Source organism: Rhizobium sp. P1_E1 (assembly GCF_056406015.1).
Window position 1 is genome coordinate 1 of sequence record NZ_JBFUAY010000081.1, and the last position, 25,294, is coordinate 25,294.

The 25,294-nt window shown below is 60.7% G+C and carries 24 protein-coding genes; 13 read left to right on the plus strand and 11 right to left on the minus strand.

Features of this window, described 5'->3' with window-relative positions; genetic code table 11:
• The 3 genes from AC1D1Z_RS22880 to moaA form a co-directional block, all read right to left on the minus strand.
• Positions 1 to 819 (minus strand): MFS transporter (locus AC1D1Z_RS22880; RefSeq protein ID WP_477851703.1); only part of this gene is annotated, 819 nt, incomplete at its 3' end.
• 147 nt (positions 820 to 966) lie between these two features.
• On the minus strand, positions 967 to 1,317 hold the full coding sequence (locus tag AC1D1Z_RS22885) for a cyclophilin-like fold protein (protein WP_065277893.1): 351 nt from the start codon (positions 1,315 to 1,317) through the stop codon (positions 967 to 969).
• Between the two features lie 515 nt (positions 1,318 to 1,832).
• The gene (gene moaA / locus AC1D1Z_RS22890) at positions 1,833 to 2,879 is read right to left on the minus strand and encodes a GTP 3',8-cyclase MoaA (RefSeq protein WP_018242287.1); all 1,047 of its coding nucleotides are present in this window, start codon (positions 2,877 to 2,879) and stop codon (positions 1,833 to 1,835) included.
• A gap of 136 nt (positions 2,880 to 3,015) precedes the next feature.
• Between moaA and AC1D1Z_RS22895 the strand changes: the two genes are divergently transcribed.
• Positions 3,016 to 3,390: a gamma-butyrobetaine hydroxylase family protein gene (locus AC1D1Z_RS22895; protein WP_130758832.1), complete on the plus strand. Its 375-nt coding sequence runs from the start codon at positions 3,016 to 3,018 to the stop codon at positions 3,388 to 3,390.
• Between the two features lie 62 nt (positions 3,391 to 3,452).
• Entirely contained in the window at positions 3,453 to 4,643 is a 1,191-nt protein-coding gene (locus tag AC1D1Z_RS22900) for a low temperature requirement protein A (RefSeq protein WP_018446364.1), read from the plus strand.
• 3 nt (positions 4,644 to 4,646) lie between these two features.
• On the opposite strand, the gene AC1D1Z_RS22905 is transcribed toward AC1D1Z_RS22900, so the two are convergent.
• Entirely contained in the window at positions 4,647 to 5,114 is a 468-nt protein-coding gene (locus AC1D1Z_RS22905) for a MarR family winged helix-turn-helix transcriptional regulator (protein WP_047621350.1), read from the minus strand.
• A 47-nt stretch (positions 5,115 to 5,161) separates the two neighbouring features.
• Here AC1D1Z_RS22905 and AC1D1Z_RS22910 point away from each other — a divergent pair, with 47 nt between their 5' ends.
• Positions 5,162 to 6,142 (plus strand): alpha/beta hydrolase, encoded by a 981-nt coding sequence (locus AC1D1Z_RS22910; RefSeq protein ID WP_130758831.1) that lies wholly within the window; start codon positions 5,162 to 5,164, stop codon positions 6,140 to 6,142.
• Positions 6,143 to 6,179: 37 nt separating this feature from the next.
• A complete protein-coding gene (locus AC1D1Z_RS22915) occupies positions 6,180 to 6,791 on the plus strand; it encodes a pyridoxamine 5'-phosphate oxidase family protein (protein ID WP_018446361.1) in 612 nt (203 codons plus the stop codon).
• Between the two features lie 158 nt (positions 6,792 to 6,949).
• Here AC1D1Z_RS22915 and AC1D1Z_RS22920 read toward each other — a convergent pair whose 3' ends face one another.
• Complete coding sequence (locus AC1D1Z_RS22920) at positions 6,950 to 8,017, minus strand: GGDEF domain-containing protein (RefSeq protein ID WP_018242281.1); 1,068 nt, start codon at positions 8,015 to 8,017, stop codon at positions 6,950 to 6,952.
• 347 nt (positions 8,018 to 8,364) lie between these two features.
• Here AC1D1Z_RS22920 and AC1D1Z_RS22925 point away from each other — a divergent pair, with 347 nt between their 5' ends.
• A complete protein-coding gene (locus AC1D1Z_RS22925; protein ID WP_477851704.1) occupies positions 8,365 to 8,571 on the plus strand; it encodes a hypothetical protein in 207 nt (68 codons plus the stop codon).
• A gap of 26 nt (positions 8,572 to 8,597) precedes the next feature.
• Here the strand turns inward: AC1D1Z_RS22925 and AC1D1Z_RS22930 are convergent, their stop codons facing one another.
• Positions 8,598 to 10,205 carry a fumarate hydratase gene (locus tag AC1D1Z_RS22930; RefSeq protein ID WP_130758830.1) on the minus strand — a complete coding sequence of 536 codons (1,608 nt, stop codon included), beginning with the start codon at positions 10,203 to 10,205 and terminating at the stop codon, positions 8,598 to 8,600.
• Between the two features lie 231 nt (positions 10,206 to 10,436).
• Here AC1D1Z_RS22930 and AC1D1Z_RS22935 point away from each other — a divergent pair, with 231 nt between their 5' ends.
• Positions 10,437 to 11,270, plus strand: a complete 834-nt coding sequence (locus tag AC1D1Z_RS22935) for a VCBS domain-containing protein (protein WP_130652527.1) — start codon at positions 10,437 to 10,439, stop codon at positions 11,268 to 11,270.
• Between the two features lie 99 nt (positions 11,271 to 11,369).
• On the opposite strand, the gene fumC is transcribed toward AC1D1Z_RS22935, so the two are convergent.
• Positions 11,370 to 12,761 carry a class II fumarate hydratase gene (gene fumC / locus AC1D1Z_RS22940; protein ID WP_047621340.1) on the minus strand — a complete coding sequence of 464 codons (1,392 nt, stop codon included), beginning with the start codon at positions 12,759 to 12,761 and terminating at the stop codon, positions 11,370 to 11,372.
• A gap of 61 nt (positions 12,762 to 12,822) precedes the next feature.
• On the opposite strand from fumC, the gene AC1D1Z_RS22945 reads away from it, so the two are divergent.
• Both AC1D1Z_RS22945 and AC1D1Z_RS22950 read left to right on the plus strand, forming a co-directional pair.
• Positions 12,823 to 13,089 carry a hypothetical protein gene (locus tag AC1D1Z_RS22945; protein WP_130652526.1) on the plus strand — a complete coding sequence of 89 codons (267 nt, stop codon included), beginning with the start codon at positions 12,823 to 12,825 and terminating at the stop codon, positions 13,087 to 13,089.
• Positions 13,090 to 13,183: 94 nt separating this feature from the next.
• The gene (locus tag AC1D1Z_RS22950; protein WP_018242275.1) at positions 13,184 to 15,097 is read left to right on the plus strand and encodes a L,D-transpeptidase family protein; all 1,914 of its coding nucleotides are present in this window, start codon (positions 13,184 to 13,186) and stop codon (positions 15,095 to 15,097) included.
• Positions 15,098 to 15,395: 298 nt separating this feature from the next.
• Here AC1D1Z_RS22950 and AC1D1Z_RS22955 read toward each other — a convergent pair whose 3' ends face one another.
• Positions 15,396 to 16,112: an HAD family hydrolase gene (locus tag AC1D1Z_RS22955; RefSeq protein ID WP_197728317.1), complete on the minus strand. Its 717-nt coding sequence runs from the start codon at positions 16,110 to 16,112 to the stop codon at positions 15,396 to 15,398.
• Positions 16,113 to 16,316: 204 nt separating this feature from the next.
• Here AC1D1Z_RS22955 and rpiA point away from each other — a divergent pair, with 204 nt between their 5' ends.
• From rpiA to AC1D1Z_RS22970, 3 genes are all read left to right on the plus strand, one after another.
• On the plus strand, positions 16,317 to 17,015 hold the full coding sequence (gene rpiA, locus AC1D1Z_RS22960; RefSeq protein ID WP_018445131.1) for a ribose-5-phosphate isomerase RpiA: 699 nt from the start codon (positions 16,317 to 16,319) through the stop codon (positions 17,013 to 17,015).
• A 15-nt stretch (positions 17,016 to 17,030) separates the two neighbouring features.
• Complete coding sequence (locus AC1D1Z_RS22965) at positions 17,031 to 17,594, plus strand: DUF2059 domain-containing protein (protein ID WP_018242272.1); 564 nt, start codon at positions 17,031 to 17,033, stop codon at positions 17,592 to 17,594.
• A 93-nt stretch (positions 17,595 to 17,687) separates the two neighbouring features.
• Positions 17,688 to 17,972 carry an acylphosphatase gene (locus AC1D1Z_RS22970; protein WP_130758829.1) on the plus strand — a complete coding sequence of 95 codons (285 nt, stop codon included), beginning with the start codon at positions 17,688 to 17,690 and terminating at the stop codon, positions 17,970 to 17,972.
• A 57-nt stretch (positions 17,973 to 18,029) separates the two neighbouring features.
• Here the strand turns inward: AC1D1Z_RS22970 and AC1D1Z_RS22975 are convergent, their stop codons facing one another.
• Positions 18,030 to 18,242 (minus strand): hypothetical protein, encoded by a 213-nt coding sequence (locus tag AC1D1Z_RS22975; RefSeq protein WP_026188416.1) that lies wholly within the window; start codon positions 18,240 to 18,242, stop codon positions 18,030 to 18,032.
• A gap of 188 nt (positions 18,243 to 18,430) precedes the next feature.
• Between AC1D1Z_RS22975 and gor the strand changes: the two genes are divergently transcribed.
• Complete coding sequence (gene gor / locus AC1D1Z_RS22980; RefSeq protein WP_130652523.1) at positions 18,431 to 19,816, plus strand: glutathione-disulfide reductase; 1,386 nt, start codon at positions 18,431 to 18,433, stop codon at positions 19,814 to 19,816.
• Positions 19,817 to 19,989: 173 nt separating this feature from the next.
• Here the strand turns inward: gor and AC1D1Z_RS22985 are convergent, their stop codons facing one another.
• A complete protein-coding gene (locus AC1D1Z_RS22985; protein WP_477851705.1) occupies positions 19,990 to 21,273 on the minus strand; it encodes a TadE/TadG family type IV pilus assembly protein in 1,284 nt (427 codons plus the stop codon).
• 217 nt (positions 21,274 to 21,490) lie between these two features.
• On the opposite strand from AC1D1Z_RS22985, the gene AC1D1Z_RS22990 reads away from it, so the two are divergent.
• On the plus strand, positions 21,491 to 22,864 hold the full coding sequence (locus AC1D1Z_RS22990) for a class II 3-deoxy-7-phosphoheptulonate synthase (protein WP_018445137.1): 1,374 nt from the start codon (positions 21,491 to 21,493) through the stop codon (positions 22,862 to 22,864).
• 176 nt (positions 22,865 to 23,040) lie between these two features.
• Here the strand turns inward: AC1D1Z_RS22990 and AC1D1Z_RS22995 are convergent, their stop codons facing one another.
• Entirely contained in the window at positions 23,041 to 24,879 is a 1,839-nt protein-coding gene (locus tag AC1D1Z_RS22995; RefSeq protein ID WP_130758828.1) for an ABC transporter ATP-binding protein, read from the minus strand.
• Positions 24,880 to 25,294: the final 415 nt, after the last annotated feature.

Sequence of the window (25,294 nt, forward strand, 5' to 3'; positions counted from 1 at the left end):
GTTCAACAGTTGTCCGATGAACATCGTTCCGGCAAATCCCGCGATGCCAACGATGAGAAGCAGCAGCGAAAGCATGGGGACACCGACATGGGTGACCGTTTCCAAGAACGGCCGCAGATAGGTGAACAGCGCGAACTGCCCCATGAAAAGAAAAAAGACTGCCGCCATTCCGACAGCCACTGCGGGTCTACCAAGGAGGCGGAATGTGGCTGTCGCGCCGGATGCGCTTCCCCCCTGCATCCGGGGGAGCGAGAAAGCCAGCCAGCATGCTGCGACTGCAGCAAGCGGTACGACACAGAGGAAGGCGCCGCGCCAGCCGATCAGCCCACCGAGAAAGCTGCCGAGAGGCGCTGCGATGGTCGCAGCCAAGGCATTCCCACCGTTCAGGAAGGCAAGGGCCCTTGGTACCTCGATTTCGGGGACAAGACGCATAATCGTTGCCGTCGACATGGACCAGAACCCGCCTATGACAACTCCAAGGAGCGCCCGCCCCACCATGAGGACTGTATAGTTCGGCGCGAGGCCAACGACCGCGCCCGAGCCACACATCAGCGCCACCAAAGAAAGAAGCACGGTCTTTCGATCCAGGCCCCGAGACACGAAAGAGATGAACAAGCTCGTCGCGACTGCGAAAATGCCCGAGACCGAAATGGCCTGTCCAGCTTGTCCCTCGCTTAACGTCAATTCACCTGCGATGGGCGTCAGCAGGCTAACAGGAAGGAATTCGGACGCTATCAGCACAAACACACAAAGCGACATCGCAACGACTGCGCTCCAGTTGGCAGCTGTTGCTTCGCCAGGCGTCGTTTTCATCAGCATTATTTTCTCCAGGTGCTCATGTTTTCAGGCGCGAATTGACAACGCCAGAATGGCACGTTGATGCGAACGGACCTCGCAGATGCAGGTCACCGGTGGCAGGGATCAGTGTCGCTCCCACCATCTGTGGTAGAGCGATCGTGTTGTCTGTCAGTCCAGAAGCCTTACTTTGAGCGGAAATTTGCCACGGGTAAGGAGAGGCTCGAATCCGTCGTCAAGGCGGCCTAGGCGGATCAATCCGCTATCGTACCGGTAGTGACCATAGTAAAAGACGAGATTGCCCCATGGAGCATAGTAGCAAAGGTCTCCAAGAGCTTCGTTGGCAAAAGGCTTTCGCCCTTGTTCGGTAAGTTTTCGCGGCAGATAGGCGATCTTCTCATTCGTCGAATAGTCGTCCACTGTCAGGTCCAAAGGCATCATTGCAGCGAGGTCGCGCGCAGACGGATTATCCTCAAGGGTAGCGGTAAAGACAAAGTCGGCGAAAGAGAATTCTACTTTCATAACCGTTTCCTGAGCTATTGTTCTTGGCCGCTGCGACTGCGCGGAACCAGGCTTGGGGACTGCGCACACTAGGGTCATCGCCATAAGACTGCGACGCGTGACCACAGTGCTTTTCATTGTTTTTGCCTCAACGCGATTGATGGTTCAGTTTTAAAACTGGCGAGCCGAGCTCTTATTCTAGATGTCAGGTCTTCTAATTTAACGTCGCTCTATGATCATAGGATGCCATCGACTGGGCCGCCTTTTGATCACCAAAGACGCGCTTCGCCAAAGCAGAAAAGAAAAAAGGTTGCCGCGACAACAAGAACCAGGGCTGCGCTAGCACCAAGCATGAAATCGGTCCAAAATGGGTTCCCCATATATCCATCCTCTAAACGATCGCCCGCCGGCAGCGACAATATCGTGTGCCTTTAACGCTGTGTGAGATCGGTTTAATTGATAGCAAAAGCACCACTCATTGATTAGCGGCTGCAATTTGCATACGGCTATGACCTGAGCTCATCAATTCGTGACAACTACCCGCCTGTGACACTCATATGCCGCGCCACCGCAGGGCGGTTATGCGTGCGGTCGATGATGAAGTCGTGGCCTTTGGGTTTGCGRGTGATGGCCTCGTCGATGGCGGCGTGGAGGAGGGCATCGTCTTCAGTGGCGCGGAGTGCCGCGCGGAGATCGGCGGCGTCGTTCTGGCCGAGGCACATGTAGAGCGTGCCGGTGCAGGTGAGGCGCACGCGGTTGCAGCTCTCRCAGAAATTATGGGTCATCGGCGTGATGAAGCCGAGGCGGCCGCCGGTTTCCTCGACCCTGACGTAACGCGCCGGGCCRCCGGTCTGGTAATCGATGTCGACAAGGGTGAACTGGTCTTCGAGATCGGCGCGCAGTTTCGAAAGCGGCAGATACTGGTCGGTGCGGTCTTCTTCRATCTCRCCCATCGGCATGGTYTCGATGACGGTCAAATCCATGCCGCGRCCGTGGGCGAAGCGCAGAAGCTCCGGCATCTCGGCATCGTTGAAATCCTTCAGCGCCACGGCGTTGAGCTTGACCTTCAGCCCGGCTTTCTGAGCSGCATCGATGCCTTCCATGACCTTKGCGAAATCGCCCCAGCGGGTGATCTTGCGGAACTTRTCGGGATCGAGCGTGTCGAGTGAAACATTGATGCGGCGTACGCCRCAATCATAAAGCTCCTCGGCATGGCGGGAAAGCTGCGARCCRTTGGTCGTCAGCGTCAGCTCRTCGAGGCCRGAACCGATTTTCTGGCCGAGTTGGCGCACCAGATACATGATGTTCTTGCGCACCAAAGGTTCGCCGCCAGTCAGCCTGATCTTGCTGACACCCTTGGCGATGAAGGCGGAACAGAGCCGGTCGAGCTCTTCCAGCGTCAAGAGATCCTTCTTCGGCAGGAAGGTCATGTTCTCCGCCATGCAATAGGTGCAGCGGAAATCGCAGCGGTCGGTGACGGAGACGCGGAGGTAGGTGACCGCCCGCCCGAAGGGGTCGATCATCGGGTCCGCACCTGCCACCAGCGGCGATGCATTACCTATCGTTCCAACTCTGCTGTTCACCTGTATCTCCGTACTCCAGTCAATGTGGGCATATGCTATTGTCGCGTCAAGGGAAACAGCCCGCGCGAGCATGCCAATTTCAGCTTGCGCTGAAAAAGATCAGCGCCTACTCCTCGCATGAGAAGAGGACAAAATGATGAGCGATATCTGGCCGAGCGAACTTCGCGTCTCGAAAGACAGGCAGCGGCTGGTGGTGACCTTCAACGACGACCAGAGCTTCGACCTGTCGGCAGAGCTCTTGCGTGTGCTGTCGCCCTCGGCCGAGGTGCAGGGCCACGGGCCAGGGCAGAAGGTGACGGTGCCAGGCAAGCGCAATGTCGCGATCATCTCGATGATGCCGACTGGCAATTACGCCGTTCGGATCGGCTTCGACGACATGCACGATACCGGCATCTACACCTGGACCTATCTGCGCGAGCTCGGCGAACGCGGCGCTGAGCTGTTTTCCGCCTACGAGGACGAGCTCAGCGAAAAGGGCATGAACCGCGACACGGCGGAGAAGCCGCGCTGAGGGTCACGAGAGCGCCGCTATCGCTTTCAATCCACACATAATTCCAGCCATCGGGGGGCCATATGGCGAAAACGAACGGAAAGAACTGGCTGCGCGCCAAGGGCAGCGCCAGCGGCAGCAAGGTGACCTTCCTCGAACTGTTCTTCGACCTGGTCTTCGTCTTTTCGATCTCGCAGCTCTCGCATGCGCTCGCCGCCCACTATACGCCGCTCGGTGCTGCCGAAGCGGCGCTGATGACCTTCGCCGTCTGGTGGGTGTGGATCTTTACCGCCTGGGTGACGAACTGGCTCGATCCCGAGAAAATGCCGGTGCGCGGCATGCTGGTGGCGCTGATGATGCTCGGGTTGCTGCTGTCTGCCTCCATCCCCGAGGCCTTTGGCGACAAGGGGCTGCTGTTTGCCGGCGCCTATGTGGCGATGCAGGTCGGGCGCTCGCTGTTTACGACCTACGCGATGACGCGCGTCGACCGCCCCAACACGCTGAATTTCGTCCGCATCACCACTTGGCTCGTGGCAGCATCGGTTTTCTGGATTGCCGGCGGGCTGCTCGAGCATGAAGCCCGGCTGATCGCCTGGGTGATTGCGCTGGCGATCGAATATGCCGGGCCGGCCGCGGGCTTTGCCGTGCCGGGGCTCGGCCGCTCGACGGCGCGGGACTGGGACGTTTCCGGCGCGCATATGGCCGAACGCTGTGCGCTCTTCGTCATCATCTGCCTCGGCGAAGCGATCCTCGTTTCCGGCCGCACCTTTTCGGAGCTGCCGTTCTCCGGGCTGACCAGCGTCGTGTTCGTCACCGGCTTCATCGGCACGGTCGCCATGTGGTGGCTCTATTTCCGCTTCGGCCACGGGCGCGCCGCCCACCGCATCGAGCATGAAGAGACGCCGGGCAGCTTGGCGCGGCAGGCCTTCACCTATGGGCATATCCCGATTCTTGCCGGCATCATCGTCCATGCGGTGGCGGTCGAGTTCATGTTCTCGCATCCGCATGAGACCGGCAATCTCGGCATCGCCGCGGCCGTGCTCGGCGGTTCCGGCCTGTTCCTGATCGGCAATCTCTGGTTCAAGGGCGCGACCAGCGGCCAGCTGCCGCTATCACATCTGGCCGGCCTCGTGTTTCTGATCCTGCTCGCCTTCGCAGCACCCTTCATCGAGGTCTATTTGATGGGCATTCTGGCGACGCTGGTGCTGATCATCGTCGCCGCCTGGGAATATCGCTCGCTGACCGGCACGACGGCCGCGCCGACGCTGCATTGAACATCAGTCCTCGTCGCGCAGATCTTTCATCAGCACCGTGACGATCCGCTCCATCGAATCGGCGGTCGCCATGCATTGCTCGATCGGCTCGTCCGATAGCACGCGGTCGATGAGGCCGGTCTGGATGGCCATGGCTTCCTCACTGAGCTTTCGACCCTCTGGCGTCAAATAGAGGCGCAGCACGCGCTTGTCGCGCTCGTCATCGCGGCGAAGGAGCAGACCGCGCTTCTCCATCTGCGGCAAGAGCATGCTCATATTGGAGCGGCCGACCAGCAGCTTGCGCGCCAGCTCCTGCTGCGAGATGCCTTCGAAACGGTAGAGATTGACTAGGATATCGAGGTGCGGCGGCTTAATGTCGAGATCGGCAAGCGAGCGGGCCAATGACTGCTGCATCAACTGGCAGGCGCGAGCCACCGCGATCCAACTGCGAAAACGCGGATGATCCCAGGGAAGGGATTGATTTTTGTTCATCGTTGTACTTTATTGTTCAGTGTTGAACAGTCTTTTGGAATCCCACTATGACAAACTTTGTGCTTGACGTCACCCGCCTCGGGTTTTCGGCTCTACAGGCGGTTTCGCTTGATCTGGCAGGCAGAGCGGCGTTCCAGCTGTTCTGCCGGACGCCGTCGACAAAGCCGAAGGGAGCAAAGGCGAAGGCGGCGCATGCAGCGGGTGCGGCCCGGCTTGCCGGCGCCGAACTCTTCACCCTCAGGCTTGCCGGCGGGCGCCAAGCGCATGCCTATCGGCTGAACGGCGGGGCGAGGGGCAAACGCAAGCGCTACCTGGTGACGCATGGCTGGGGCTCTAGCGCCGCATATATGGCCGAACTCGTCTCGATGCTTTCGGCAACGGGAGCGGAGGTCGTGGCGCTCGATTTTCCCGGCCACGGCCGTTCCGGGGGGCGCTTCCTGCATATGGGGCTTGCGGTCGAGACGATCGCGGCGTCCGAGGCGCGGTTTGGAGCATTCGATGCGGCGATCGGTCATTCCTTCGGCGGTGCGGCGCTGATGGTCTCGGCAGCGGGGCTGCTGCCTGGCGTGGCGCCCGTTACCGGCGAGAGACTGGTGCTGATCGGCGCGCCGAGCGAGATGGCCTGGCTGTTTACCGATTTCGGCGGGATGATCGGCCTTCTCCCTGCAGCGCAAAGGGCGTTGGAGAATGAGGTTCATCGCGTCACGGGACGGAGACTGGAGGATTTCGACGCCGGCGAGGCGGCGGGCGAGATCGGCCGCCCGGTGCTCGTCATCCATGCCGAGGACGACAAGGAGGTGTCGTCTCTCCATGCCAGGCGCTACGGCGCGGCGGGAAAGGGCGTTCGGCTTCTCTGGGCGAACGGCTTCGGCCACCGTCGCATCATCGGCGCCGCACCGGTTCTTTCCGCGATCGCGGCCTTTCTCGAAGGCGATCGGGGCGTGGGTGAAGCTCTTGATGAAAGCATCAAAAAAGATGCGGAGATCATTCCGTTTTTTGAGCTTCCGGCAAGGCGCGCGGCATTGTAGCGTCCGTCGCGAAGATCAAGCCGCGGCGGGACGCCTCATGAAAATCATCAGCAGCATCGAAGAGCTCAACACGATCTACGGCGCCGGACTTTCGCCGGCCTCGGTTACCAAGGTGACGAAGCAATTGACCCCGCTCTATCGTGAGATGATCGAGATCTCACCGTTTGCGGCGCTTGCGACCGTCGGTCCCGAGGGTCTCGACTGTTCGCCGCGCGGCGATCTCGGTGGCGTGGTGCGTGTCATCGACGACGAGACGCTGCATCTGCCGGACTGGCGCGGCAACAACCGGGTCGATTCGCTCTCCAACATCGTGCGCGATCCGCGCTTGGCGCTTATGTTCCTGATCCCCGGCTCGAACACGACGATGCGCATCAACGGCCGGGGCGTCGTTTCCGACGATGAGGCGCTGCTTTCAAGCTTCGAGATGGACGGCAAACATCCGCGCACCGTCGTCGTCATTTCTATCGACGAGGTCTATTTCCAATGCGCACGCGCCGTGATGCGGGCCGAGCTCTGGAATGGAGAACACTTCGCCGATCCGGCGACGTTGCCGACGCCAGGACAGATGCTGAAGGCCGCGACCGGCGATTTCGACCAGGAAACCTACGACCGGGAATGGCCGGGGCGGGCGGCAAAGACGATGTGGTAAAGCATCGTCACCGGCGGCTCAGACTACTGAAAAAGTCGGCCAACTTCTCTTTCATGCTCGGCCCTGCGCCGAGGATGATGCCGAGTAACAACGAGGTTTGTCGACAACACTAAACCGTCACCTGCCAGTGACAGCGTGCGTGCGGCGCGGGACTGCGGTCAGGTCTTGTAGATCAGCCAGCTCTTGGTGAAATCCTTCTGCATGCCGTCCTGATAGAGGATGGTGCAGTTGCGGCCGGCATTTTTGGCGCCGTAAAGGGCGATGTCGGTTTTGCTATAGAGTTCGCCGGCATCCCCGGCGCTGGATGCCATGCAGATGCCGATCGAGACGGTGACCGGACCGTAATTCACCCGCGTACGGGAGTTCTTGAAGGGCGTCGTCTCCAGCGTGCGACGAATGCGCTCGGCGATCGCGGTCACTTCCTCGGGCGTGTTGCCATCGATGATAAGGGCGAATTCCTCGCCGCCGGTGCGGGCAACGAAGATGTCACGGCGGACATTGCTGCGGATGACGGAGGCGACGGTGGCGAGCACCTTGTCGCCGACCGGATGGCCGTAGGTGTCGTTGATCTTCTTGAAATTGTCGATGTCGCAGAGCAGCAGTGCCGTCACCGGCCGCATGCTCGAATTGTCGAAAATGGCGGCGAGGCGGTCGTCGAAGGCGCGGCGGTTGGAAAGGCGCGTCAGCGAGTCGGTGTTGGCGATGCGCTTGTATTCGTCGAGTTCTTTGCGGACCTGATCCATCTCCTGCGAGCGCTGGACAACGTCCTCGACCGTGCGTTCGCCATGCGCCATGGTGTCGCCGGTCGCCTGGCTCAGGAGATCGATGGCGTTTTCGATCAGTTCGACGCTGGCGTTGCTCTTGGAGGTGATGCGCTTGTGGGTCTCGCCGAGCAGTCTGGTGTAGCTTTCCAGTGAGCTCTGCTCTTGCCTGAGAATGCGCAGCAGGCCATCGAGTTCGCCGGCAATGCGCGTATGGGCATCGTCGAAGACACGGGCCGGGCTGTGGGTGAAGTGCTGCGCGCCGAGCGCATCGAGTTCGGCCTGGGTCACCTGGCCGCCGAGGGCCGCGAGCTCGCGGGTGAGGGCTGGATTGGAGCCGATATAGGCCTCGTAGAAGAGTTGGTAATTGCGCGGTATCGGCGCGACGCCCATGGAGCGCATGGCATAGGTGATTTGACCCGCAACGTCGGGAACCGGCACCTTGGGCGCGACAGCCGTATTCATCCGGCGAACTCCTCATATATTCAAAGGCAATATTCTATTTGTTAGCTTAAATTTCTTGGGAAAAGATTAAAGCGATATATACCAAAGATTACATACGACAAATGCCCCATGAGCTAATACTTCGATCAGGCCTATGATTCTCCATGGAAAAACGTATCTTTACTGAGGCAGTGCATACTCGCTGAGCGGGTACAGTGTCTGAAAAACTTACAGTTCTTCTCTGCCGGAGACCGTATTCATCTTGTCGACAGTTGGTTTTGGCCGTTTCGTATTGCAGTCTCGACATCTTTGGGATCGTATTTTCTGCAACGGACCCGATCGTAGCCCGCAAATCAGGGCGTGAGATCATGGAAACCTCCCGTCATATTTCTTTCGCCATCCTGACCTTCACCGTCGTCGCCGCCGGCGTCTTGCTGCTGGAACACACCGGCTTCTTCGCCGGCGCTTTCCGCAYGGAGATCCTGGCAAGGGTCGATGGCGGGGATGTGGTGAGCGTGGGCCAGGCGGTCACAGCGCAGAACACAAGCGCCTCAGATAAGGCGTCGCCGCGGTAGAGCTGGCGGCAACGCAGCCCGCCCGCTCACCCCAAATTCAGCTCCTGGAAAAAATCATTCCCCTTGTCGTCGATGACGATGAAGGCAGGGAAGTCTTCGACTTCGATCTTCCAGACCGCTTCCATGCCGAGTTCGGGATATTCGAATACTTCAACCTTGCGGATACAGTCCTGGGCAAGACGGGCGGCGGGGCCGCCGATCGAGCCGAGATAGAAGCCGCCGTGCTTCTTGCAGGCCTCGCGCACGGCGCGCGAGCGGTTGCCCTTCGCAAGCATCACCATCGAGCCGCCGAAGGACTGGAATTGGTCGACGTAACTGTCCATGCGCCCGGCTGTCGTCGGGCCGAAGGAGCCGGAGGCGTATCCGACAGGCGTCTTGGCGGGGCCGGCGTAATAGACCGGGTGGTTTTTCAGGTAATCGGGCATGCCTTCGCCCTTTTCCAGCCGTTCGCGGATCTTGGCATGGGCGAGGTCGCGGGCAACGATGATGGTGCCGGTCAAGGACAGGCGGGTCTTGACGGGATGCCGGGAGAGTTCGGCGAGCACCTCGGCCATTGGCCGGTTGAGATCAATGCGCACCGTCGATTCCGACAGTTTCGCCTCGTCGATCTCGGGCATGTATTTCGACGGATCGGTTTCGAGCTGTTCGAGGAAGATGCCGTCGCGGGTGATGCGGCCCTTGGCCTGACGGTCGGCGGAACAGGAGACGCCGAGGCCGATCGGCAGCGAGGCGCCGTGGCGGGGCAGGCGGATGACACGCACGTCATGACAGAAATACTTGCCGCCGAACTGAGCGCCGACGCCCATCTGCTGGGTCAGTTTGTGGATTTCCTTCTCCATCTCGATGTCGCGAAAAGCGTGGCCGCTCTCGGACCCTTCGGTCGGCAACTCGTCGAGATAGCGGGTGGAGGCGAGCTTGACGGTTTTCAGGTTCATCTCGGCCGAGGTGCCGCCGATGACGATCGCCAGATGGTAGGGAGGACAGGCTGCCGTCCCTAACGTCAGGATCTTCTCCTTAAGGAAGTCGATCATCCTGTCATGGGTCAAGAGCGAGGGGGTGCCCTGGTAGAGAAAGGTCTTGTTGGCTGAGCCGCCGCCCTTGGCGACGAAGAGGAATTCGTAGGCGTCGGTGCCTTCCTCGTAGATGTCGATCTGGGCCGGCAGATTGTTCCTGGTATTCTTCTCCTCGAACATTTTGACCGGCGCGAGCTGCGAGTAACGCAGGTTCTTCTTCTCGTAGGCATCCATGACGCCGCGGGCCAGCGCCGCCGTATCCTCGCCCTCGGTCCAGACCCTGCGGCCCTTCTTGCCCATGATGATCGCTGTGCCGGTATCCTGGCACATGGGCAGCACGCCACCGGCGGCGATATTGGCGTTCTTCAGAAGATCGTAAGCGACGAAACGGTCATTGTCCGTTGCCTCGGGGTCATCGAGGATCGAGGCGAGCTGCCTGAGATGGCCAGGGCGCAGCAGGTGGTTGATGTCGGCAAAGGCAGTCTCGGCCAGCAGGCGGATGCCTTCCGGCTCGACGGTCAGGATCTCCTGGCCCTTGAACGTATCGACCGAGACATGGTCGCCACTGATCTTGCGGTAGGTGGTGGCATCCTTGCCGAGGGGGAAGAGATCGTCAGCCATCGAAGTGACCTTTCTGGTAGGGCGTCGCTAGATTGGAACCGGTCTAAATCCGCCGCGGCGCAAATGCAATCAGGATGCGTCGGAGTCCGGCCGGTTAAGCCAGGGTCGCGCGGGCTGCACCACGCGCAGTGGGTGAGGCTAGCGTAATCGCCTCGACAAAGACGACTCCAGGTTGCCTTCTGTTCGAGGCCAGTTCATATTCCCGGCAGCGTTAACCTGCCGGGGCTTCGAATGACAAATGCAAAGCCAACTGCTGTCGACGACCTTCTCGTTTTTTTCGAAGACAATTGGATCCGCGGGAATCTGCTGCGCCTCTCCAGCGATCCCGAGGGAGCGGACATGTATGTTCGCTTCGTCAATGGCGTGCGCATCGACGCCAAACATGGGCCTGACCACGAAACGATCATAAGGGGCGAATACGGAACCTTCAGACTGAAACCTGACGGTCACTTCGAGTACGAGTTGGACTACACACTCGACGTCGTGAAAAATTTAACGAAATACGATCAGCTCATCGAGAAGTTGAGCTTCAAGATGTCCGATGGCTCAGGGGGCACGGACCTCGGCGTGCTGACGCTCGCGATCGACGGCGTCAACGAAGGCGACAAATACCACGAGGTCCTGGATTTCGACGATATGGGCGTCTTGTCGAGGGCCGATAATTTCTCTCTGCCTGACTATCGCAACTTTGCACTTTCAGTGAATGGCAGCCACGACCTGACGCTTCTGAACGGGTATGTCTATGATACCATCCCGGGTGTCGACGCCATCACCGAGGACGGTTTCAGCGATACCGTTCTATCGCCGGGTTCTGCGCCCGTAAGCCTGAAAATGCTCGATGGCGGGGAGTTCACCTTTCAAAGCGTTTCGATTGCCGAATTGTCGGCAGCGCCCTTTCACCTGACGCTCACTGCGCTGAACGACGGCCAGATCGTCTATCAGCAGGAGCTCGAGGTCACCGGTCCCACTCTTGAGGTCAATCTCGAAGACATCGAAGAAATCCGTTTCGACTTCATGGGCAATTCTGTCGTGATGGACAATTTTTCGCTGTTTGCCTTGCTATAGGCTGGAGGGAGTCGAGGCGTTGCGGCATATCCCCTTCTCCCCGCGAGCGGGGAGAAGGTGTCGGCAGGCGGGTGAGGGGCTGTGGCCTATGCGACCTTCCTACTTCGGCCCGATCATCGTTTCCGGGCGCACGATCTCGTCGTACTCTTCCGATGTCACCAAGCCGCTGGCGAGGGCCTCTTCCTTTAGCGTCGTGCCGTTCTTATGCGCTGTTTTGGCGATCTTGGCGGCTGCGTCGTAGCCGATCTTCGGGGCAAGTGCCGTTACCAGCATCAGCGAGCGTTCGAGGCCGGCCTTGATATTGTCCTCGCGCGCCTCGATGCCGACGACGCAATTGTCGGTGAAGGAGACGGCGGCGTCGGCGAGYAACTGCACCGACTGCAGGAAATTATAGGCCATCATCGGATTGTAGACGTTGAGTTCGAAATGGCCCTGGCTGTCGGCGAAGGTCAGAGCCGCGTTGTTGCCGAAGATATGGATGCAGACCTGCGTCAGCGCCTCGCACTGGGTCGGATTGACCTTGCCGGGCATGATCGAAGAGCCGGGCTCGTTTTCCGGCAGCGCCAGCTCGCCCAAGCCGGCGCGCGGGCCGGAGCCGAGCAGGCGGATGTCGTTGGCGATCTTGAAGAGGGCGGCGGCGGCCGCATTGATGGCGCCATGGGAAAAGACCATGCTGTCATGCGAGGCGAGCGCCTCGAACTTGTTCGGCGCGGTGACGAAGGGCATGCCTGTTATGGCAGCGATCTCTTCGGCGACCTTTTCGGCAAAGCCCACCGGCGCATTGAGGCCGGTGCCGACGGCAGTACCGCCCTGGGCGAGCTCGCAAAGGCCGGGCAGGGTCATTTCGATGCGCTTGATGGCGGAGCCGACCTGGGCGGCATAACCCGAAAATTCCTGGCCGAGCGTCAGCGGCGTCGCATCCTGGGTGTGGGTGCGGCCGATCTTGATGATGTGGCTGAATTCGGTGACCTTCATGTCAAGGGCGGCATGCAGGTGCTTGAGGGCCGGGAGCAGGTGATGGGCGATTTGCTCTGCGCAGGCGATGTGCATGGCCGTCGGATAGGTGTCGTTCGACGACTGGCTCATATTGACGTGATCGTTCGGATGCACCGGCTTCTTGGAACCCATGACGCCGCCGAGCATTTCTATTGCACGATTGGAGATCACCTCGTTGGCATTCATATTGGACTGCGTGCCCGAACCGGTCTGCCAGACCACCAGCGGAAAGTGGTCGTTCAGCTTGCCCTCGATCACCTCTTGGGCGGCGTCGACGATGGCTTTGCCGAGGCCAGGATCGAGCTGGTCGAGCGACATGTTGGCGCGGGCGGCCGCCTGCTTGACGATGCCGAGCGCGCGCACGATCGATAGCGGTTGCTTTTCCCAGCCGATCTTGAAATTGCCGAGCGAACGCTCGGCCTGGGCGCCCCAATATCGGTCGGCGGCGACGTCGATCGGGCCAAAAGTATCGGTTTCGGTGCGGGTTGCGGTCATCAGCCTTGCCTTCCCTTTACATGCTGTTTTCGGGCAGTTTCGAAAGATGAGGTCTTATAGGTTGGAAAGCCCGACAAGAAAACTGGACGCCGTGCGAAATATTGAAATCGGAAGTCATGTTTGCGCAGGCTTTTCGGCGTGCCTTTTAGGCCACTTTGGAAATTTTATGCATCCGGGCGTTTTCACCCCACTGGTCTGCCGGAGAAAATTCGGTAAAAAATTAACTAATAATTTCATAATTTTGTGTGAACTGCTGGGCGGCGCCATGCAGGATCTCCGTCACATAAAATTGAGTCCGCCGGCGCTGGCGGCGCAGGCCGGTTTCTGATCAATGAGGCCCTACGCTGCTTGAGTTTCGCGGGATTTGAGCTTGGGCCTTGCGCTCGTGACAAGAACAGCATGACACCGGGACTGGAAGATATATGACGTTCGTTTTGAAAAGCGCGGCATCCGCATTGGCAATTTCCTGCGGCGTGGCAGTGATGAGTGCCGCACCCGCGCATGCCTATACACTGATGGATATGCTGCGCGGCGACAGGCAGCGGTCCCAGAGCACCATCTTCATGGACCAGATGCCGCCCGGCCGTGTGGGCCAGCGCGGCGGCATTGGCGGATCGCTCGGCGGGCTCGACCCGGAAGCGCCGCTGCCGAAGGTGAGCGGTCCGCGTTATTACACCTACAAAACCGAGACGCTGCAATTCGTCGATACCGGCAAGTTTGCCGATCCCGTTGTCACCGGCGCAGTCGCCGATGTTTCGGGCAGCGGTGATGCCAGCGCCGAACCCGCCGTGCAGCGCCGCTTCCTGGCGCAGGCCAAGGTGCGCGCCAATGTTGACGTTGCAAAGGCGCTCGAAGCCTATTACGGCGACAGCCGCAATCCGCTCGTCTGGGTCGATGGCAACCAGATCAACGACCGTGCCAAGTCGGCGATGTTGGTGCTTGCCGATGCGGGCTTCGTCGGCCTCGACCCGGCGGATTACGTCGTCCAGACGCCTGATATCGACCCGGCCAATCCCGATCCCGCCTTCCGCGACCGTGCGCTGACGCAGTTCGAACTCGAACTCTCTGCCAAAGTGCTGGCTTTCGTGCAGGACACGGTGCGCGGCCGCATCGATCCGAACAAGATCTCCGGCTATCACGATTTCCAGCGCAAGGTGGTCAATCTGGCCCCGGTGCTGAAGCTTGCTCGCATGAGCCCCGACGTCGGCGCCTATATCGCCAGCCGCTCGCCCGACAGCCCGCAATTCCTGGCGCTGAAGGCAGAGCTTGCAAAGCTTCGTGCCGCCGACGGTGGCAACGAAGAGCGAATCGTCGTTTCGCTCGACAAGCTGCTGAGACCTGGCGAGAGCTCACCCGAGATCGCCAATATCGTCAAGGCAATCGGAAAGCAYGGTTCCGAAACGCTGAGGACCGATCATGCGGCAACGATTGCCGCCTATGCCGGCAGCAGCGACTATTCGCCTGACATCGTTTCGCTGGTCGAGGACTTCCAGAAGGAGCGCGGGCTGAAGGCCGATGGCGTCATCGGCCAGGCGACGGTGCGCGCCATGACCGGCGGCGACACCAATGCTTCGAAGATCGACAAGCTCGTCGTCGCCATGGAGCAGGCGCGCTGGCTGCCGGAGGATCTCGGTTCACGCTACGTTATGATCAACCAGCCCGCTTACATGGTCTACTACCACAATGACGGCAAGGAACAGCTGTCGATGCGCGTGGTGGTCGGCGGCAAGAACAACCAGACCTATTTCTTCGATGACGAGATCGAGACGGTGGAGTTCAACCCTTTCTGGGGCGTGCCGCAGTCGATCATCATCAACGAGATGCTGCCGAAGCTGCGCTCGGATCCGAACTATCTCGACCAGCTCGGCTATGAAGTCGAGGTGAACGGCCATGCCGTCGCCTCATCGAGCGTCGATTGGTATGGCTCGACGGACAATGTCTCGGTGCGCCAGCCGCCGAGCAGCGACAATGCGCTCGGCGAACTGAAGATCCTGTTCCCGAACAGCCACGCGATCTACATGCACGACACGCCGTCGAAGAGCTTTTTCAAGCGCGACATGCGGGCTCTCAGCCACGGTTGCGTGCGCCTTGCCGATCCGCGTGCGATGGCGGCTGCCGTGCTTGGCACGACGGTCGACGATGTCGCCAAGCAGATCGCCAGCGGGCAGAACCATGCCGTACGCGTGCCGCAGAAGATCCCGGTCTACGTCTCCTACTTCACTGCCTGGCCGAACAAGGACGGCGTGGTGGAATATTTCGACGACGTCTACGGACGCGACGCCTATGTCGACAAGGCCTTCGATGCGACGACCAAGGCGCGTGGGGCGCAGATCTGATAGTCGGATCTGATTAGTGCTGGCGGGCGGTCTTTGGGCCGCCCGGTTTGTTTTGGGGTGTCTGCGTGCAAGAAATAAGAGGAGAGGGCGCGCCGTATGGCCCCCTCATCCGCCTGCCGGCACCTTCTCCCCGCTGGGTCGAAGGGACGTTGCGGAGACGCCTCGCTTCTGATCAAACTGTTTCGTGCGGTTGCAGCCGTGCCGCTAGTTCCCCTCTTCTCCCCAGCGGGGAGAAGGTGGCCCGAAGGGTCGGATGAGGGGGCCGCGATCGCAAAGACATACGGCTGATCGCCAAACTTCAGACGGCAACCTTCTCCGCATATTCCTGTAGCAGCCTTTCTACCAGCTGCGGCGTCAGTTCATCGAAATGGGTAATGATAACATCCGGATCGAGGCTCGAAACCGGTACGTCAGAATAGCCGAACGGCACGGCAATCGAGGGCACGCCGGCATTCTTGGCAACGGCGATGTCGTTGACACTGTCGCCAATCATGACCGTGCGGGCGATGTCGCCGCCGGCGCGTTCGATAGTGCCGGTGAGGTGGCGGGCGTCAGGCTTGCGTACCGGGAAGGTGTCGCCGCCTGATATCGCGTCGAAATATCTGACGAGGTCGAGCTTGTCGAGCAGGCCGAGTGCCAGGCTTTCCATCTTGTTGGTGCAGACTGCGAGGCGGTAACCTTCGGATCTGAGCCGGTCCATGGCGGCGACCAGGCCGGGATAGGGCTCGGTACGGCCGGGCATGTTGCCGGCATAATGGGCAACGAAACGCTCGACCAGCAGCGGCAGGGCGTCGCCTTCGAGCGGATGGCCGCGCAGCCGGCAGGCGCGCTCGATCATCACGCGCGCGCCCTGGCCGACGAGATGGGTGAGGTCGTCGTAGCTGACCGGTTCGAGGTCAAGGGCCGCGATCGTATGGTTCAGGCTCTCGACCAGGTCCACATGGGTATCGAGAAGGGTGCCGTCGAGATCGAAGACGACGAGCGCCGGGCGAGCGGGGGCAGGGGTCAAGGGCATGTCTCTTTGAGCGATGGTCGTCTTGAGGAGCGATGGATCGTCCTGAGGTAGGCGATCGCGCGGCGGAAAGCAACGTCCGGCGATGGCCGGGAAGGCCGCAGGCCTCTGTTTCGGCTTTTCATTTTCCGTGATGATTTTGACTTTCGTTTGCCAGGCGAGCCGTGTAAACAGCACATCCAACGCAATAATCGGAGCTGGCGGCGCATGGATGCCCGCGAAATGAAGATCAAGGCCGCCGAGGCCGCGCTCGCCCATGTCGAAAGCGGGATGCGTCTCGGAATCGGCACCGGCAGCACGGCGGAAGAATTCGTTCGCCTGCTGGCAGAGCAGGTCGCGGGCGGCTTCAGGGTCGAAGGCGTCCCGACCTCCGAAAGAACCGCGCGGCTCTGCGTCGAACTCGGCGTGCCGCTGAAGTCGCTCGACGAACTGCCGGCACTCGACCTGACCATCGATGGCGCCGACGAGGTCGATACGGGGCTCAGGCTGATCAAGGGCGGCGGCGGTGCGCTGCTGCGCGAAAAGATCGTCGCAGCCGCCTCCGAGCGAATGATCGTCATTGCCGACGAGAGCAAGCTGGTCGAAACGCTCGGCGCCTTCGCGCTGCCGATCGAGGTCAATCCATTCGGGCTCGTCTCGACGCGCATCGCGATCGAAAAGGTCGCGGCCCGGCTCGGCCTCTCGGGTGAACTCGCTCTGCGCCAGTCGGGTGACGGAGAGTTTACCACGGATGGCGGCCATCACATCATCGATGCATCTTTTGGCCGCATTCCTGATGCAGAGGCGCTTTCGAGCGAGCTGAATTCCATACCCGGCGTCGTCGAACACGGGCTCTTTATCAATATGGCGGCACTTGCGATCATTGCCGGTCCTGCGGGTGTGCGCACACTGCAGGCAAACAGATAACAGGAGCGTATACTCATGATGAACATTGCAGGTCTTGGCCGTCTCGCCGCTGCGACCGTCCTTCTTTCCGGGCTTGCCTTCGGCTCCGCCGTCAACGCGCAGGAAGTCTCCGAGGAGCAGCTGAAGGCGTCTCGCGCGGCGATCGACGCCATCGGCGCCACTGCCCAGTTCGACAACATCCTGCCTGGTCTCGCCGAGCGCCTGAAGGCCGGCCTGATCCAGGATTCGCCGAACTACCAGGACATCATTTCGTCGACGGTCGACGCGCAGGCGCTGGCGTTGGCGCCGCGCCGCGGTGATCTGGAGAAGGAGGCGGCACTCACCTATGCCAAGACCTTCACCGTCGATGAGCTGAAGGCGATCGCCGACTTCTACAATTCCGACGTCGGCAAGAAGCTGCTGCGTGACGGCCCGGTCGCCTCGCGCGAGACGGCGAAGGCTGCCGACATCTGGGCGCAGGGCATTTCCCGCGACCTGGAAAAGCAGAGCAACGCCGAGCTTTCCAAGGTCATCAAGGCGCCGCCGCCGGCAACCGACAGCCCGGCCGCTCCGGCTCCCGCACCGGCTGCCCAGCAGTAAAGCTTGCCCATAAAATTGCGAAAGCCCGGCATCGTCCGGGCTTTTTTGCTATGATGCGGCTAATGCCGCTGGCGAGGCTTCAGGTGAATGCAGATGTCCGATCGTGAGAAGGCTGTCCGAGTGCGGATATCCGGCAAGGTCCAGGGTGTCGGTTTTCGCTATTGGACGCGCGATGAGGCCGTACGGCTCGGTTTGACGGGCTGGGTTCGCAATGAAGAGGACGGGGCCGTCGTCGCTGTGATCGCAGGACCCGACATCGCCATTTCGGCGATGATCGAGCGTTTCAGGCGCGGGCCTTCGGAGGCGTCGGTTTCGGGCGTCGAGACGGAAGCAGCCCAGCTTGAGAAAAACCCGACGGATTTCCGCATTACCCGCTGACAGCAACAATCGCTCGGCAGATGCAATTGGCATCGCATATGCGCCGGAACTCAGTCCCTATGGGTTCGGGTTCTTTGCAAGTTGCCACACACCGTCCTCATCCGGCTCCACGCGCTTGTTGCCGCGGTAGAAGATCGGCAGTCTCGTCTTTTTGTCGATCGAGAAGCGGCTCGGTGTGTATTTTTCGTCCTCATGGCCCTGAATGGCGAGGCCGAGCGCTTCCTTGAATTTGCCAGCCCTGCACAGATTGGCGAAGAGAGTTTGATCCATCTTTTGCTCCGGCATTCTTTTCCATCCTATGGATTGCCTGCCAGCCTTCGGCGACCGGGTCAATCGCAGCCGTTTACAATGAAGATTCAGCGATGGGAACGGGATGACGCAGGAGCGGGCTTTTGTTTTCGTGATGATCGCCCCTATATCAGGAATATCCTTCCTGCGATTCCCTTCCGGAGCTCCTCATGTCTTCCTACGACTACGACCTCTTCGTCATCGGTGGCGGTTCCGGAGGCGTGCGCGGCGCACGTGTCGCCGCCTCGCTCGGCAAGAAGGTAGCGATCGCCGAGGAATACCGCTACGGCGGCACATGCGTGATCCGCGGCTGCGTGCCGAAGAAGCTCTTCGTCTACGCCTCGCAGTTCCATGAGCATTTCGAGGATGCAGCGGGCTTCGGCTGGACGGTCGGCGAAAGCAGCTTCGACTGGAAAAAGCTGGTGGCGGCCAAAGATGCTGAAATCGCCCGACTGGAAGGCCTCTACAAGAAAGGTCTCGCCGGCGCCAATGCCGAAATCCTGGAAACGCGCGCAGAGCTCGTCGATGCCCATACGGTGCGGCTGCTGAAGACTGGACAGACGGTGACGGCCAAGACGATCGTGATCGCCACCGGCGGACGGCCGAACCCGCATGCAGCCCTTCCGGGCCACGAACTCTGCATCTCCTCCAACGAGGCCTTTCATCTTGAAGAGCTGCCGAAATCGATCGTTATCGCCGGCGGCGGCTATATCGCAGTCGAATTCGCCAATATCTTCCATGGCCTCGGCGTCGAGACGACGCTGATCTATCGCGGCGCCGAGATTCTGTCGCGCTTCGACGAAGATCTGAGGCGTGGGCTGCACGAGGCAATGGTCGCCAAGGGCATCCGCATCCTCTGCCACGACACGCTGCAGAAGATTTCCAAGGGTGAGGACGGCCTCATTCTGGAGACGCTGAACAACGGCACGCTGCAAGCCGGCGTCGTCATGCTGGCGCTCGGGCGCGATCCGAACACCCAAGGCCTCGGCCTCGAGGCGGCCGGCGTCGCGGTCGACGAGCGCGGCGCCGTTATCGTCGATGAATATTCTCGCACCAATGTCGAAAACATCTATGCGCTCGGCGATGTCACCAACCGGGTACAGCTGACGCCGGTGGCGATCCACGAGGCGATGTGTTTCATCGAGACTGAATACAAGAACAATCCGACCCGGCCGGATTACGAGCTGATCCCGACCGCCGTCTTCTCACAGCCGGAGATCGGCACTGTCGGCCTCTCGGAAGAGGATGCGGGCAAACGTTACGGCGAGCTCGAGGTTTACCGCGCCCAGTTTCGGCCGCTGAAGGCCACGCTTTCCGGCCGGGCCGAGCGGATGATCATGAAGCTGATCGTCGATGCGGCGAGCCGCAAGGTGGTGGGCGCCCATATCCTCGGCCACGATGCCGGCGAGATGGCGCAGTTGCTCGGCATCACACTGAAGGCCGGCTGCACCAAGGACGATTTCGACCGGACGATGGCGCTGCATCCGACGGCCGCCGAAGAGCTCGTCACCATGTATGCGCCGAGCTATCGGATCCGCGACGGCAAGCGGCTTTGAGCCCCGACGGGCTTTAGCTTCTTGTTTTATGCATGTCGTTGACCCGGAACCGCTGCACACTTCCGGGCGCATAGAGCCCCGTGCGTCCTTCCGGACGCACAAAGGACGCTCTAACACTTTGAACTTACGCATCGTGCTTTCCGAATATCGATTCCGATATCCGAGCCGATGCATTAGCTGGTGATGCGCGGCGCCCGGATGACCTTGAGGAAAAGCGCCTTCATCGCATCGGTGATACCTTGGGTCGGCGTCACCTCGAAATAGAGGCCGGGCGAGGCGCATGCCTGCATCTTCGTCGGGATCTCGCTCTGGAAGGGGCTGATCCATTTGTTGTACCAATCGTTGCTGGGCAACGGCAGGTAGGTGGTGTAGAGCACGGCGATCTTGACACCGCGATCCTTCAGCGGCTTGCAGAAGGAGGTGTCGATCGGTTCCTGACAGCGGCCGCCGGTCGTCTTCTTGGTGCATGTCGACGGCTTGTAGCTGTYGCCGACGCCATCGGAAACGAAGAACAGGATCTTTTCGGGGCTGATATTCGACGTGCCGTCACCGGCCGGATCGATGATGGTATTCATCTGGGTCAGGGCGCTATCGAAGCTCGTGAGCTGGTCCTGATTGTAGTTCTGGTAGGGAATGGTCATCAGGTCGACGGCGTCGGTGTAATTCTTCACCTTCGTCAGGTCGGAGGTAGGGCTGGAGATCGTCGTCAGCTTGGCGTCTTCGGCTTTGGTGCCGAAAGTATAGACGCCCATGCGAAACTGATCGCTGCTGACGCGTTCGGTCTTGGCCGTATCGGTCAACGCCTGGGTTGCCTGGCGCACGACGTCGATGCGCATGGCGACGCCGAGACTCTTGGCGATGGTATAATTGTTGGTGCTCTGGTCCATCTGATGACAGGCGAAGGCGCAGCCTGTTTTGGCCTGCAGTTTCGAAACATCGGTCGCGGTTGCGCCGACGCCCATTGAAGGCGTGTTGTCGAGCAGGATGTAGAAATCCATGAAAGCGGCAGTTTGATATTCGGCCGTCGCGGAGCCCGAGATCGTGATCGAGTCCCGGCCGAGGATGCGCATGAAGGTGGTGGGCACCGTCGCGCTGAAGGAAACCTGCGAATTCAACTTGTTGGCGGTCTTGGTGACGTCGATGCCGAGGTCGACATGAACGTCGGTCAGCTCCCCGGACATCTGAGACATGAAGATACTGCGGGCGTCGTCCTTGCCGAGCGAGATCGTGCCGTTGCCGCTCATGGTCATCGCGGCTGCGACTGCGCCGGATTTTTCGGCGATCGAACCGACGGCGGCGGCATCGGCAGCGGCGTAAAGCTGTGTCCTCAGGCTGAGCGCATGGGCGAGATCCACGGCCATGCCGGCCGCACCGAAGAGCGGCACCACCAGCAGTGCCGTCATGATGCCGAAATTGCCCGAGCGATCCGATATGAAACCGGACGGAAGGATCGCCATGCCATGTCCCCGATGTTGAACTCTTTGCGGTTCTACATTGAAAGTCTAAAATATGGGGAAATCGACATGGTATATGCGGATTTAATCAGAGAATGCCGGGCGGCGGCGGTGAGGCGACAACTGTCGGCGATTGGTCTTTGCAAGCCTGACCTAAAGGTCTATAAGCCGCCGCATATTGAGGCATCCTAAGGTATGGATGTGAGAACGGGTGAGTGAGATGGCAGACAATTGGACCCCGAGCAGCTGGCGGCAAAAACCGATCCTGCAGGTTCCCGAATATCCCGACGCAGCCGCTTTGGCGGCAACGGAGGCCACGCTCGCCAGCTATCCGCCGCTCGTCTTCGCGGGCGAGGCGCGCCGCCTGAAGAAGCATCTTGCCAACGTCGCCGAAGGCAACGGCTTCCTGCTGCAGGGCGGTGACTGCGCCGAGAGCTTTGCCGAACACGGCGCCGACAATATTCGCGACTTCTTCCGCGCCTTCCTGCAGATGGCGGTCGTGCTGACCTTCGGCGCTCAGCTTCCAGTCGTCAAGGTCGGCCGCATCGCCGGCCAGTTCGCCAAGCCGCGCTCGTCGAATGTCGAGAAGCAGGGCGACGTGACGCTGCCCGCCTATCGCGGCGACATCATCAACGGTATCGAATTCACCGAGGAGTCGCGCATTCCGAACCCGGAGCGCCAGGCCATGGCCTATCGCCAGTCGGCCGCGACGCTGAACCTACTGCGCGCCTTTGCGATGGGCGGTTACGCCAATCTCGAAAACGTCCATCAGTGGATGCTCGGCTTCGTCAAGGACAGCCCGCAGGGCGAGCGCTACCGCAAGCTTGCCGACCGCATCAGCGAAACCATGGATTTCATGAAGGCGATCGGCATCACCTCGGAAAACCATCCGAGCCTGCGCGAGACCGATTTCTTCACCAGCCACGAAGCACTGCTGCTCGGCTACGAGGAGGCGCTGACCCGCGTCGATTCCACGTCGGGCGACTGGTATGCCACGTCAGGCCACATGATCTGGATCGGCGACCGCACGCGCCAGGCCGACCATGCGCATGTCGAATATTGCCGCGGCATCAAGAACCCGATCGGCCTGAAATGCGGCCCGTCGCTGCAGGCAGACGATCTGCTGCAGCTGATCGACATCCTGAATCCGGCCAATGAAGCCGGGCGCCTGACGCTGATCTGCCGCTTTGGCCATGAGAAGGTCGCCGACAACCTGCCGCGCCTCATCCGCGCCGTCGAGCGCGAGGGCCGTAAGGTCGTCTGGTCCTGCGATCCGATGCACGGTAACACGATTACGCTCAACAATTACAAGACCCGTCCCTTCGAGCGGATCCTGTCGGAAGTCGAAAGCTTCTTCCAGATCCACCGCGCCGAGGGCACGCATCCGGGTGGCATTCATGTCGAAATGACCGGCAAGGACGTGACCGAGTGCACGGGCGGCGCTCGCGCGGTTTCCGCAGAAGACCTGCAGGACCGCTACCACACCCATTGCGATCCGCGCCTCAACTCCGACCAGGCGCTCGAACTCGCCTTCCTGCTTGCCGAGCGCATGAAGGGCGGCCGCGACGAAAAGCGCATGGTCGCGAACGGCTGAGACTACAGCGCCGCGCGTCTGAAAAGACGCGCAAAGGACGCTGTAGCACTTTGGATTGCTGCATAATTTTACCCTTAAATCGATTCCGATTTGAGGAATTATGCAGTAGCCCCAAATGGATGAAGAAAAGCCCGGCGATGCCGGGCTTTTTTATGCTGCGAAGGTGGAACTGGCAGTCAGATGCTGGCCTGGACGCTGTGCAGGTTGGCGTAGACGCCGTCCTGCGCCATGAGCTCATCATGGGTGCCTTGTTCGACGATGCCATCAGCCGTCAGGACCAGGATGCGGTCGGCGTGGCGGACGGTCGACAGGCGGTGGGCGATGACCAGGGTGGTTCGGCCGTTCGCCAGGCTGAGCAGTGCCTGCTGTACCGCCCGTTCGCTCTCGTTGTCGAGCGCGCTGGTCGCTTCGTCGAAGATCAGGATCTCCGGATTTTTGAGGAAGGCCCGGGCGATGGTGATGCGCTGGCGCTGGCCGCCCGATAGCTTGACGCCGCGTTGGCCGATATCGGTGTCGTAGCCATGGGGCAGGGCAATGATGAAGTCGTGCGCATTGGCGGCGCGCGCGGCCGCTTCCAGCTCGGCATCGCTGGCGTCGGGCCGGCCGTAGCGCAGGTTTTCCGCCACTGTGCCGGCAAAGAGGTAGACATCCTGCTGTACCACCCCGACATGGCGCCGGAGCGAGGCCAACGTCACCTCGCGGATATCGGTGCCATCGATGCGGATCGCCCCTGCTTCGATATCGTAGAAACGCGGGATCAGCGCGCAAAGCGTGCTTTTGCCGACGCCCGATGGGCCGACCAGGGCGACGAACTCACCGGGCGCGATGGTGAGCGACAACTGCTCGAGCACCCGCGGGCCATCGGCCTCGTAGCCGAAGGCGACATCGGAAAAACTGATCTCTCCCCTGGGCGCCGGCATCGGACGCGCGGCCGGTCGATCGGTGATATCGGGGGCAATCTCCAGGATCTCCATAGCCCTGATGAAGCCGGTGTAGCCCTCCTGCCAGAGGCGGACGAAATTGGCGAGCCGCTGCACCGGATCGACCAGCACAGCGACGCAAAGCAGAAAGGTCAGCATATCGGGGACGGTCAGCTCTGCCGTCAGAATGCGCAGGCCACCGATGACGATAACAATTATCGTGATGAGCTGGGCGAAGGTTTCGGTACCGACCGAAAACCAGGCTTCGCTGCGGTAGCCCTCAGCGCGGCTTTGCAGGAAGCGTCGGTTCTGCTCGGCGAAACGTTCCTTCTCCAGCGCCTCGTTGGCAAAGGACTGGACGACGCGGATGCCGGCAAGAGCATCTTCGACGCGCTCGTTGACGGCGGCGATCTGCCGTTTGCTGGCTTCGAGCGCGCGGTTCATACGCCGGTTGAAATAGAGCGCATAGGACACCGCCACCGGGGTGAGCAGCAGGATCAGGGCTGCCAAAGGCGGATCGATGAAGAACAGCACCAGCATGGCGCCGCCATATTTCAGCACGGCGATGGAAAGATCCTCGGGGCCGTGGTGAAAGAGCTCACCCAGCCACAGGCTGTCATTGGTGATGCGGCTCATCAACTGGCCGGTGCGCTGGCGGTCATAGAAGCTGAACGAGAGCTTCTGGCAGTGCTCGAATAGTTCCTGCCGCACCGTGGCCTCGATGCGGGCGCCCATGACGTGGCCGCGGTAGTCGACGAAGAAGATGGCGATAATCTGGACGGCCAGAACGGCGAGCATGATGCCGCCCATGGCAAGGATTTGTCCGAAGGCCTGCGGCGCATCGGGTAGAGCCAGAAGCCGGCTCGTGACGACATTGGCGCAGAGCGGCAGGGCGACCGCTGTGCCAGCAACCAGGATGGCGCAAAGCAAATCGGCCAGCAGCAAAGGCAGATGCGGGCGGTAGTAGGAGAGGAATTTGCGCATACGCGACCGGCGCCGGTCGCGATCGGCGGCATTCGAATGGTCGCGTAAGAGGTTCGGGGACGGGTTACGGCGTCGCGAGCTTTTCCTCGCGCGGGAGAACGAAATGTTCATGAAGCTGAATGTCCTTGTGGGGGATGGTTCCTTTCTGTTTGGACAGGGTCGCTCTCATGTCAGTCTCCCGAGGATGAATTGAGAAATTCCAAGTGTTACTGCGTCCTTTGCGCGTCTGAAAAGACGCGCGGCGCTGTAAGTATCGCCGACAACCGCGCCGGATTCAATGCGTCTACCGGACGAGGCTGGCAAGTGTTGTCGGCGGGCAACAGGTTGCCGGCGCAATTTCGGGCGAGCACAGGTTTTATTGCACCAGCACCGATTGCTGGCAGCGTACGTCAGTGACGCGCACGTCGGCTTCGCCGACCTTGATGCCGAGCAGCGTCAGGAGGTTGAAAAGCAGCTCGTCAATCGGCTTGGTCAACCCCGTGAGTGTATCGGCGACGGCGCTCTGCACCACTGTTTTCGATAGGCC

Coding starts and splice junctions, on each gene's coding strand:
- AC1D1Z_RS22955 (WP_197728317.1), bottom strand. CDS start 16,112: ATGCCCTTGACCCCTGCCCCCGCTCGCCCGGCGCTCGTCGTCTTCGAT.
- AC1D1Z_RS22910 (WP_130758831.1), top strand. CDS start 5,162: ATGACAAACTTTGTGCTTGACGTCACCCGCCTCGGGTTTTCGGCTCTA.
- AC1D1Z_RS22905 (WP_047621350.1), bottom strand. CDS start 5,114: ATGAACAAAAATCAATCCCTTCCCTGGGATCATCCGCGTTTTCGCAGT.
- AC1D1Z_RS22965 (WP_018242272.1), top strand. CDS start 17,031: ATGATGAACATTGCAGGTCTTGGCCGTCTCGCCGCTGCGACCGTCCTT.
- AC1D1Z_RS22935 (WP_130652527.1), top strand. CDS start 10,437: ATGACAAATGCAAAGCCAACTGCTGTCGACGACCTTCTCGTTTTTTTC.
- AC1D1Z_RS22920 (WP_018242281.1), bottom strand. CDS start 8,017: ATGAATACGGCTGTCGCGCCCAAGGTGCCGGTTCCCGACGTTGCGGGT.
- AC1D1Z_RS22900 (WP_018446364.1), top strand. CDS start 3,453: ATGGCGAAAACGAACGGAAAGAACTGGCTGCGCGCCAAGGGCAGCGCC.
- AC1D1Z_RS22995 (WP_130758828.1), bottom strand. CDS start 24,879: ATGAACATTTCGTTCTCCCGCGCGAGGAAAAGCTCGCGACGCCGTAAC.
- AC1D1Z_RS22895 (WP_130758832.1), top strand. CDS start 3,016: ATGAGCGATATCTGGCCGAGCGAACTTCGCGTCTCGAAAGACAGGCAG.
- AC1D1Z_RS22915 (WP_018446361.1), top strand. CDS start 6,180: ATGAAAATCATCAGCAGCATCGAAGAGCTCAACACGATCTACGGCGCC.
- AC1D1Z_RS22970 (WP_130758829.1), top strand. CDS start 17,688: ATGTCCGATCGTGAGAAGGCTGTCCGAGTGCGGATATCCGGCAAGGTC.
- AC1D1Z_RS22930 (WP_130758830.1), bottom strand. CDS start 10,205: ATGGCTGACGATCTCTTCCCCCTCGGCAAGGATGCCACCACCTACCGC.
- AC1D1Z_RS22975 (WP_026188416.1), bottom strand. CDS start 18,242: ATGGATCAAACTCTCTTCGCCAATCTGTGCAGGGCTGGCAAATTCAAG.
- AC1D1Z_RS22990 (WP_018445137.1), top strand. CDS start 21,491: ATGGCAGACAATTGGACCCCGAGCAGCTGGCGGCAAAAACCGATCCTG.
- rpiA (WP_018445131.1), top strand. CDS start 16,317: ATGGATGCCCGCGAAATGAAGATCAAGGCCGCCGAGGCCGCGCTCGCC.
- gor (WP_130652523.1), top strand. CDS start 18,431: ATGTCTTCCTACGACTACGACCTCTTCGTCATCGGTGGCGGTTCCGGA.
- AC1D1Z_RS22885 (WP_065277893.1), bottom strand. CDS start 1,317: ATGAAAGTAGAATTCTCTTTCGCCGACTTTGTCTTTACCGCTACCCTT.